This is a genomic window from Streptomyces sp. NPDC059443 (assembly GCF_042750105.1).
GTDB lineage: Bacteria > Actinomycetota > Actinomycetes > Streptomycetales > Streptomycetaceae > Streptomyces.
In genome coordinates this window covers 124,637-133,741 of record NZ_JBHYVM010000022.1, presented here as the reverse complement: position 1 = coordinate 133,741, position 9,105 = coordinate 124,637, and the positions used below count along the sequence as shown (strand labels likewise).

The window sequence follows — 9,105 nt, the reverse complement described above, 5'->3', positions numbered from 1 at the left end:
CAGATGTGGAAGCCCGGTAACGGGTGGAGCTGACTGGTACTAATAGGCCGAGGGCTTGTCCTCAGTTGCTCGCGTCCACTGTGTTAGTTCTGAAGTAACGAACTGTGTCATATCCGGTTGGTTAACTTCATAGTGTTTCGGTGGTCATAGCGTTAGGGAAACGCCCGGTTTACATTCCGAACCCGGAAGCTAAGCCTTTCAGCGCCGATGGTACTGCAGGGGGGACCCTGTGGGAGAGTAGGACGCCGCCGAACAATCATTGTAGAGAGCCCCGTACCAGGGAACTGGTACGGGGCTTTTCTGCGTTCACAGCCTTTTTCACGGACCTTGCGGGAAAACACAGATGAAGTGTGACCAGCCGGCTGGTTAGGATCCCGGGTTATGAATCAGCACGTGATACGGCCGGTACGGGGCGACGAGTGGGTGCAGGTCAAGGAGCTGCGGATCGCGGCTCTGCGGGATCCGGCGGCGCCGGTGGCGTTTCTGGAGACGCTGGCCGGGGCCGAGGCCCAGCCCGATGAGTTCTGGCAGGCTCGGACCCTCGGGGGTTCGCAGGGGCGGACGGTTCGACAGTTCATCGCCGAGGGGGCCGACGGGCGGTGGGACGGGTCGGTGACCCTGCTGGTCGAGGAGGCCGGGGCGGACGACCTCTTCGAGGGGGTCGTCGAGCGGACGCAGGGGCACCTCGTGGGGGTGTTCGTGCGGGCCGAGCAGCGGGGGACCGGGCTGACCGAAGCCCTGTTCGAGGCCGCGCTGGACCGGGCCTGGTCGCTGGAGGGGCCGGCGCTGGAGCGCGTACGGCTCTTCGTGCACGAGAACAATCCGAGGGCCGCGGCGTTCTACCGGCGGTTCGGGTTCGAGCCGAGCGGGGTCGTCGTGCCGATGCCGGGGGATCCGTCCGCGAAGGAATTGGAGTACGTGTTCGCGAGGCCTTAGGGGCCGACCGTGAGGGGCAGGTCCGCTTCCGGCCAGCGGGAGCGGGCCTGTTCGCGGCTGCGGCACAGGGCGAGCAGGGGGAGCGTCTCGTCCTGGAGGAGCTGCGGGAGTTCGGGGACCGGGGCCACGGCGGCGACGTCGTCGAAGACGAGCGCCAGTGGTGGGTCGAGCCGACCGTGGGATGACCGTGCGGCCATGCGGCGGCCGTGCTCGACCACGCTGGAGGCGAGTGCGGTCAGCAACGGCATCGCACCCGGGTGGGTGCGGGGGTCTTCCAGGGGTTCGCCCACCACGTAGAGGGTGCCCCCTTCGGAGACGAACGATGCGAGGGCGAGCGAATCGGTTCGGTTCGGGGTGCAGGACTCCCGGATGTGGATCGAGGAGAGGGAGGCCAGGACGCGGGCCGTGAGGTGCTGGGCGAGTTCGCGGCGCTCCTGGTGGGCGGTCAGGGCGCTTTCGAGTTCGCCGGCCGCGCCGGGGGCGGCGGTCGCCGCCTGGGGGTGGGTACGGAGGATGCGGACCGGCTCCTGGGCGTTGGTGCCCTGGGCCCAGCGCTGGAGCTGCTTGAACGGACGGTCGTCCAGGGCGGCGGCCTGGAGCCAGCTGCGAAGGAGCGTTTCCGCGGTATCCGCGACGGCGGTGTCCATGCGGGCCTGGGGGCGGACGGGCGCGAGGAGCGCGGTGGCGCGGGCGGCGGCGGTGGCGCGGTCCGCGCAGCCTTCTGTGGGGCTCCAGTGGATGCGGGCCGGGGTGTCGCAGAGGCGGGAGGGGTCGTAGAGGAGGACCGGGCCGAGTTTGGCGCGGGCGTTCTTGGTCTCCGACCAGAGGGTGGGGGAGGACGTGATGACGAGCACCGGGCCGGTCGCTGCCGCGATGGCTTCCGTGGCGGCGGTTCGGCGGGCCGCCGGGTTGGCGTAGGTCATGCGGTGCGGGGCCCGTGCCGGTGCCGGTGCCTTCGCGGGGGCGTAGCCGAAGCCGTAGCGGTACGCCTCGTCTGTGGGGGGTGGTGCGGCGCCGTTGCCGGGGGCTCTGCCCCCGGGCCCCCGCGCCTCAAACGCCGGCGGGGCTGGATTTGGCTGGGCTGGGATTGCCTGGTCGTCTGGTGCGGGCACCTTGGGGGACTGGTTTCTGCGGCGGGCCCTGGTGCGGGTGATGAGGCCCAGGGTGAAGATCGTCAGGACCAGGAGGATGAGGAGCTGGCTGATGAAGAGGCCCCAGAACAGGCCCCAGCCCGAGAGGGACTGGGCGGGGGTGTCGGGCCAGGCTGCTGTGAGGTCGTGGGGGTGAGCTATCAGCGAGCGGACCGCGGTCGGGGTGCGGGTGAAGGTGACCGTGGACGGCCAGTCGCCCTTCGCGAAGAGGGCGGACAGGCCGGTGGCCGTCCAGGTGAGGACGGCCAGGCCCAGGAGGAAGGCCAGGAGGCCGATCAGGAGGCCGTCCGGGATGCCGCCCTGGGGGCGGGTGGTGCGGTCGGGCATGTCAGGCCACCGTGGTTGCCGAGCCGGCGCCGCCGCCCAGGTGGCGCTCCATCAGGAGGGCGCGTTCCTCCGCCTCCAGTTCGGCGGCGAGGAGGTCGTCGGGGAGGCGGTGCTGGGCCGAGGACTCTGTCATGGCGCGGTCCGTGTAGACGAGGGGGCGTTCGGCCTCGGTGATCAGGTGTTTGACGACCTGGACGTTGCCGTTGACGTCCCAGACGGCGATGCCGGGGGTGAGGGTCGGGATGATTTCCACCGCCCAGCGGGGGAGGCCCAGGACTCGGCCAGTTGCTCGGGCTTCGTCCGCCTTCTGGGCGTAGATCGTGCGGGTGGAGGCCATTTTGAGGATGGCCGCGGCCTCGCGGGCCGCCGCGCCGTCGACCACGTCGGAGAGGTGGTGGACGACGGCTACGAAGGACAGGCCGAGGCGCCGGCCGAACTTGAGGAGGCGCTGGAACAGCTGGGCCACGAAGGGGCTGTTGATGATGTGCCAGGCCTCTTCGACCAGGAAGATGCGCTTCTTGCGGTCCGGGCGGATCCAGGTGTGTTCCAACCACACGCCGACGATCGCCATGAGGATGGGCATGGCGATGGAGTTGCGGTCGATGTGGGAGAGGTCGAAGACGATCAGGGGGGCGTCGAGGTCGATTCCGACGGTGGTCGGGCCGTCGAACATGCCGCGGAGGTCGCCGTCGACCAGGCGGTCGATGACCAGGGCCACGTCCAGGCCCCAGGCTCGGACATCGTCTATGTCGACGTTCATCGCGAGGGCTGATTCGGGCTCGGGGTGGCGCAGTTGTTCCACGATGTCGGTCAGGACCGGCTGGCGGGTGGTGATCGTTTCGACCACGTACGCGTGCGCGACCTTCAGGGCGAAGCCGGAGCGTTCGTCGAGGCCGTGGCCCATGGCGACTTCGATGATGGTCCGGAGCAGCGCGAGCTGGCCGGTCGTCGTGATCGCCGGGTCGAGGGGGTTGAGGCGGATCCCGTCGTCGTTGGCGGCGATGGGGTCCAGGCGGATGGGGGTTATTCCCAGCTGCTGGGCGATGAGGTTCCACTCGCCCACGCCGTCCTCGCCCTGGGCGTCGAGGACCACGACCTGGCGGTCGCGGAAGCGCAGTTGGCGCAGGACGTAGGTCTTTTCCAGGGCTGACTTGCCGTTGCCGGATTCGCCCAGGACCAGCCAGTGGGGGGCGGGCAGTTGTTGGCCGTAGAGCTGGAACGGGTCGTAGATGTAGCCCTTGCCGCTGTAGACCTCACGGCCGATGATGACGCCGGAGTCGCCGAGTCCGGGGGCGGCGGTGGGCAGGTAGACGGCCTGCGCCTGCCCGGTGGAGGTGCGTACGGGCAGGCGCGTCGTTTCTACCTTGCCGAACAGGAAGCTGGTGAAGGCGTCCGTCAGGGCGGACATGGGATCTCGCATGGGCGGCCATTCCCTCCAGCTAGCGTCGGATGCCGGTGGCGAACGGCAGGGTGTTGACGAAGGCGCGGTGGTGCTCGCGGTCGCACCATTCGAGTTTCAGGTAGGACTTGCCGGCGGAGGCGCGGATGGTGCGCTTGTCGCGGGCGAGGGCCTCGGGGGAGCGGGAGGACACCGTGATGTACCCGACGAGGTTGACTCCGGCAGCACCGCTGGCGAGATCTTCACCTCTTTGGTCGAGCCGGCCGTGTGCGGCGATGTCGCGGGGGTCGACGGTGCGGTTCATCTTGGCGGCGCGGCTGGCGTCGGCCTCGTCGTTGGTCTTCTCCGTGAGCATGCGCTCGATGGCGATCTCGGTGGGCTCCAGGTCCATGGTGACGGCGACCGTGCGGATGACGTCGGGGGTGTGGACCAGGAGGGGCGCCAGGAAGTTCACGCCGACCGGGGTCATCGGCCATTCCTTGACCCAGGCCGTGGCGTGGCACCAGGGGGCGCGGGTGGAGGATTCGCGGGTCTTGGCCTGGAGGTAGGTGGGCTCGACGGCGTCGAGTTCGGCCGGCCAGGCGTTGCGCTTGGTCATGGCCTGGATGTGGTCGATGGGGTGGTCCGGGTCGTACATGGAGTGCACGAGGGAGGACAGCCGGCCCTGGCCCAGGGGCTGGCGGACGCGGATGTCGGCCTCGGCGAGGCGGGCGCAGATGTCGGTGAGCTCGCGGGCCATGACGATGGCGAGGCCGGCGTCGCGGTCGAGCTTGCGGCCCTTGTACGGGGTGCCCGCGCGGGTGATGGTGTGTGCCTCGGCGGCGAGTTCGCGCGTGAAGTGCATGCAGGCGACGAGGTACGCGCGGTGCTGCTCGGAGGAGGTGGACACCATCGACTGGAGCTGCTCGTACGAATCGCGCAGCCAGACGGGGGCGTTGGTGTCGCCGCGCTGGGCCACGTCCTTGGCGTGCGCGTCGGGGTCGGCGGGCAGCGTGCGGGCGAGCATCTGGAGGCGGGTGACGAAGCCGTCGCCGTTGGCCACGTGCTTGAGGAGGGTGCCGAAGCGGTCCACGAGGGCCTCTTGGTCCTCGCTGTCGCGCAGGCCTACGCCGGGGCCCTCGATCTCGATGGCGGCGGTGACGGTTCTGCGGTCCGCGTGCAGGAGCACGGCGATCTCGTCGGGGCCGAAGGGCGCGGCGAGCCAGTTGATGCGGCCGATGCCGGGGGGCGGGCCGACCTCGACCTCGCGGCCGTCGGCGGCGCGGATGCCGGCTTCCATGGCGCCCGAGCGGAACGTCGTACCGCGGCGCAGGGTGCGCTTGTAGCTGCGGTTGATCTCGAACCAGCGGTAGAAGGTGCGGCCGCGGTAGGGGATGTAGACGGCGGCGAGCGCGAGCATCGGGAAGCCGGAGAGCGAGACGATGCGCAGGGTGAGGTCGGGGACGAGCAGTCCGCTCATCATGCCGAGGAACGCACCGGCGATGATCAGGGCGATCTCGCCGGTTTCGCGGTTCTTGCCGACGATCGCGTTCGGCCGGGCCCGGCCGATGAGATACGTGCGGCGGGGCGCGACCGGGTGGAGTTGGTGGAGCTGGTGGGACTGGGTCGTCACCGCCCGTCACCTCCTGTGTTCCTCGTGCTGGAGCCCGTACGGGGTGCGGGTGCGGCGGGGGCGGATCCGCCGCCGGAGCCACCGGTTCCGCCGCCGGAGCCGCGGCTGCTGTGTGCGGCCATGCCTCCGGAGATCTGGTTGGCGCCTCCGCCGCCTCCGCCGCTCGCGCGGTGGGCGCCGCTGCCGTTGCCGCCGCCGCGGCTGCTGTGGGTCTTGATGCCCTGGGAGACGAGGGAGGCCGGGGAGCTGATGACGGCGGCCGCCTGGGCGCCGTCGGTGGCCTTGCTGCGGTTGCTGCGAGCGGAGGCGATCTCGTCGCCGAAGCCGGGGACGAAGCGGTAGATCATCGCGGAGGCGAAGATCGCCAGCAGGATGATGGCGAGGCCGGAGACGACGGCGGAGAAGGAGTTCGGGCCCTTTTCGCCGGCCAGGGCCCCGGCGAGGCCGAGCACGATGACGATGACCGGCTTCACCAGGATCACGGCGATCATGATGCCCGCCCAGCGGCGGACGTGGCCCCAGAGGTTGCGGTCGACGAGGCCGGCGTAGACGACGGTGCCGAGGAGGGCGCCGACGTAGAGGAGCGCGGCCCGGATCACGAGTTCGAGGCAGAGGACGCCGGCGGCGAGGACGGTGACGAGGGCGACCACGATCAGCATGATCGGGCCGCCGCCGATGTCGTCGCCCTTCTTGAGGGCTTCGGCGAAGGAGCCGAAGAACACGTCGGTCTGGCCGCCGGTGGCGGAGGCGATGACCTCGGTGACGCCGTCGGTGGCGGAGACGACGGTGTAGAGGATGAGGGGGGTGAAGGCGGAGGCGAGGACGGTGAGCCAGAGGAAGCCGATGGCTTCGGACATGGCGGTGGTGAAGGGGACGCCGCGGATGGCTCGTTTGGCGACGGCGAAGAGCCAGAGGACGAGGGTGAGGATGGTGGAGGCGGCGAAGACGATGGCGTACTGCTTGAGGAAGGCGCCGTTGGTGAAGTCGACGTTGGCGGTGCCGTTGACCGCTTTGCTGAGCTGGGCGACGATCCAGGCGGCGGCGTCGGCGCAGCCCTTGGCGAGTGACGCGAGGGGGTTGAGGGCGTCGGGGGCGTTGGGGGAGAGACCGGTGCCGCCCGTTCCGGCGGGATTCCCGCCGCCGACGCTGCGCTCGCACGATTCCTTGACCGGTCCGAAAACCCCTTCGCACTTGTTGGAAGGCGAGCCGGACGGACTCGGGGCAGGGGAGGGCGCTGCGACGGCTCGGGCGGACAGCAGTACCACTGCCGTCTGTGCGGAGATCAGGGCTCCGGCAATACGGAAGCGGCGGCTACCGGGCATAGGTGAACCCTCCGAATTCCTTGACGGCTTTGCTGATGTCGTCGGACGTGGAGGCGGCGACGTCGCCGGGAACGGGGGCCGGGCCGTCTTGCTGGGTATCGGCGCTGACCTTCCAGCCGTCGCCGACCCAGGAGAGTTCGAAGGTCCAGGTCTTCCAGGTGGTACGCACCGGGTCCGTGGACTTCGGGCCTGACATGCCGACCAGCCCGGTGTACCAGACCGCGACCTTGGCAGCGGTGGGTCCGTAGCTCTCGATCCGGGTGCCGATCGGGACGGCCCGGGTGACGAAGGTGCTGCCCTGTGGCGGGTTCCCGTTCGCATCGAGTCCCAGCGTGGTGAGGAAGGCCGGGGAGTACGCGGCGTCCTGAGTGCCCTTCAGCCGGGTCGCTGCCTCCGCCGTATAGATGCCGTCCATGATGGCGTGGCGGAGGTCCTTCTTGAGCATTCCCTCGGAGCCGAGCGTCACGGTGTAGTTGGCGGCTGCCGACTGGGCGCCCTGTTCGTCGTGGGCGAAGCCCTTCGGGATGCCCGAGGACTTTTCGGCCACCGGGGGGACGCCCGTCGCTTCTGTCGGGGTGGCGGCCGGGGGCTTGTTCGAGGTGGTGGTGGGGGGGGAGTCCGGGGTGTGGGACTGGTTCGCGAAGGCGATGGCTGCGATGAGGAGGACCACTACGCCTACGACCGCGATCAGGCCGCGGGAGGGGCGGGGGGTGCGGCGGGGGGTGTTGTAGGGGTCTGAGGAGGACTCCGGGAGGCGGGTGCGGGTCTGGCCCGTGCCGCCGACTTCGCCGTGGGCGGCGCCGCCGCCACCGTATTGGTCGTCGTTGCTCATTCGGTGTTCGCCCCCTCCGCGTCGTACGACGGTAGCGCTGATATCCGCGCAGGCGCGGCGTGGTGAGTCCTCATCAGGGCTCTGGCTAGACGGCCATTCCGTAGACGATGGTGAAGAGGGTGCCGAGGGAGCCGATGATGAAGACGCCCGTCAGGCCGGCCACGATCAGGCCCTTGCCCTGTTCCGCGCTGAAGGTGTCGCGCAGGGCCGTCGCGCCGATGCGCTGTTTGGCCGCGCCCCAGATGGCGATGCCGAGGCAGAGGAGGATGGCGACGGCCATGACCACTTCGACCATGACCTTCGCTTCGTTGCCGAGACTGCCGAACGGCCCCCAGTTGGGGGCGATTCCGCCGATGATGGTGGTGATGTCGCCTTTTTCGGCTGCCAGGATCATGTAACTCACCGCCCCTGCACGGGTAGTTCCTGTTGCCCGTGCCCGGACGGCAGGGGTCACGCACTATCTTCGCTGATGAAACAGCCGCCGTATGTCGACTTGACTGCTCTCTTTACCCGATCGGCGCCCCCGCGTTCCGCTCGCGTGCTCTGACCTGGGCCGGGGCGGCGTGTGGGGGAAAGAACGTATGGTCACTCTGTGTATCACGAGGGGTGACCCCGGGCAATGATTGCGGTCTCGCCGTACGGGGTGACTGTCGAGGGGCCGCCGTTCGGCGCAGTGGCCGGGTGTGTCGTTCGACCAACCCGATGACGTATGTCCGACATTCCGTCAGTCGTTCCATCCGGGCGCGGTGTTGCGGGGGATGCTCCACGTCGTTCGGTACGGCGATGTGATGTGGAGTGGGTGAGTGGCGGATGGGTTGCTTCGGTAGGGCGGTGCGGTGGGCCGGCGGGGTCGCGGTGCCGCTGGCGCTCGTGTTCGCGGGGGTTTCCGCGCCCGGGGCCGTCGCCGCGGGCACGGGGGCGGGGGCGGCTGTGGCCGGTGCCCCTGGTGGTGGGGTCGGGGGTTGTGCGAAGCCTCGGGGGGACGATGACCTGAGGGCGTCCGGGAAGGCCGCGGGGCCCGCGGCCGGTGGCGGGTGTCCGGGGCCGCGGGGGCCGAAGGGGGACCGGGGGCCGAAGGGCGAGCGCGGGCCGAAGGGTGAGCGGGGGCCGACCGGTCCGTGCGCGGACATGGACTCGGTCAGGGTGCAGTCGGACCAGGAGCTCAGCGCCGCGCTCAGCAGGGGGCGGGTCTACCTGGGCCGGCGGACCGTGACCGGGACGACGGTCGGTCCGTACAGCTGGAAGGATCTGACTACGCCGGCGAATCCCGGTTTCCCGAAGGACGCGTGCGGGGTGTCCATCACCTACAACGGCTTCTACCGGGCGTACGTGAAGGTGCTGACGACCTACGGGGACGTTTCCGAGATCTTCTGCGACTACTCGGCCATGGGCGTCGTCTGTCCGCTGGGCTGGCAGGCCGTCGTCAGGCCCTGATCGATGTGTTGTCCGGCGGCCGGCTTCCCCGCCGGTGCCGCGCCCCGGGCCCCAGCCGGGCGCGGCCCCCCCGGGGGGTGGGGGGGGGGTTT

Annotated in this window: 8 protein-coding genes and 1 rRNA gene; 3 read left to right on the top strand and 6 right to left on the bottom strand. The window is 69.9% G+C overall.

From position 1 onward, the window contains the following. The first annotated feature begins 136 nt into the window (after positions 1 to 136). Positions 137 to 254: ribosomal RNA gene (rrf, locus tag ACFXDJ_RS22035) — 5S ribosomal RNA — on the top strand. Positions 255 to 381: 127 nt separating this feature from the next. Next, on the top strand, positions 382 to 936 hold the full coding sequence (locus ACFXDJ_RS22030) for a GNAT family N-acetyltransferase (protein WP_384664164.1): 555 nt from the start codon (positions 382 to 384) through the stop codon (positions 934 to 936). Here the strand turns inward: ACFXDJ_RS22030 and ACFXDJ_RS22025 are convergent. The 6 genes from ACFXDJ_RS22025 to ACFXDJ_RS22000 form a co-directional block, all read right to left on the bottom strand. After that, positions 933 to 2,414 (bottom strand): type VI secretion protein, encoded by a 1,482-nt coding sequence (locus ACFXDJ_RS22025; RefSeq protein WP_384850010.1) that lies wholly within the window; start codon positions 2,412 to 2,414, stop codon positions 933 to 935. The genes ACFXDJ_RS22030 and ACFXDJ_RS22025 overlap by 4 nt on opposite strands. A 1-nt stretch (position 2,415) precedes the next feature. Further along, positions 2,416 to 3,834, bottom strand: a complete 1,419-nt coding sequence (locus ACFXDJ_RS22020; protein ID WP_384652449.1) for an ATP-binding protein — start codon at positions 3,832 to 3,834, stop codon at positions 2,416 to 2,418. 19 nt (positions 3,835 to 3,853) lie between these two features. Next, on the bottom strand, positions 3,854 to 5,425 hold the full coding sequence (locus tag ACFXDJ_RS22015; protein ID WP_384652451.1) for an SCO6880 family protein: 1,572 nt from the start codon (positions 5,423 to 5,425) through the stop codon (positions 3,854 to 3,856). Then, on the bottom strand, positions 5,422 to 6,747 hold the full coding sequence (locus ACFXDJ_RS22010) for a hypothetical protein (RefSeq protein ID WP_384652453.1): 1,326 nt from the start codon (positions 6,745 to 6,747) through the stop codon (positions 5,422 to 5,424). The genes ACFXDJ_RS22015 and ACFXDJ_RS22010 overlap by 4 nt, the downstream gene beginning before the upstream one ends. Continuing rightward, positions 6,737 to 7,579, bottom strand: coding sequence for a hypothetical protein (locus tag ACFXDJ_RS22005; protein ID WP_384652455.1), 843 nt, complete (start codon positions 7,577 to 7,579; stop codon positions 6,737 to 6,739). Before ACFXDJ_RS22005 ends, ACFXDJ_RS22010 begins: the two co-directional genes overlap by 11 nt. 85 nt (positions 7,580 to 7,664) lie before the next feature. Further along, positions 7,665 to 7,973, bottom strand: coding sequence for a hypothetical protein (locus tag ACFXDJ_RS22000; RefSeq protein WP_136213834.1), 309 nt, complete (start codon positions 7,971 to 7,973; stop codon positions 7,665 to 7,667). Between the two features lie 734 nt (positions 7,974 to 8,707). Between ACFXDJ_RS22000 and ACFXDJ_RS21995 the strand changes: the two genes are divergently transcribed. After that, entirely contained in the window at positions 8,708 to 9,013 is a 306-nt protein-coding gene (locus ACFXDJ_RS21995; protein WP_384652457.1) for a hypothetical protein, read from the top strand. Positions 9,014 to 9,105: the final 92 nt, after the last annotated feature.

Bases quoted from the DNA above. Each gene is read 5' to 3' on its own strand.
- ACFXDJ_RS21995 (WP_384652457.1), top strand. From the start codon at position 8,708: ATGGACTCGGTCAGGGTGCAGTCGGACCAGGAGCTCAGCGCCGCGCTC.
- ACFXDJ_RS22010 (WP_384652453.1), bottom strand. From the start codon at position 6,747: ATGCCCGGTAGCCGCCGCTTCCGTATTGCCGGAGCCCTGATCTCCGCA.
- ACFXDJ_RS22030 (WP_384664164.1), top strand. From the start codon at position 382: ATGAATCAGCACGTGATACGGCCGGTACGGGGCGACGAGTGGGTGCAG.
- ACFXDJ_RS22020 (WP_384652449.1), bottom strand. From the start codon at position 3,834: ATGCGAGATCCCATGTCCGCCCTGACGGACGCCTTCACCAGCTTCCTG.
- ACFXDJ_RS22005 (WP_384652455.1), bottom strand. From the start codon at position 7,579: ATGAGCAACGACGACCAATACGGTGGCGGCGGCGCCGCCCACGGCGAA.
- ACFXDJ_RS22000 (WP_136213834.1), bottom strand. From the start codon at position 7,973: ATGATCCTGGCAGCCGAAAAAGGCGACATCACCACCATCATCGGCGGA.
- ACFXDJ_RS22025 (WP_384850010.1), bottom strand. From the start codon at position 2,414: ATGCCCGACCGCACCACCCGCCCCCAGGGCGGCATCCCGGACGGCCTC.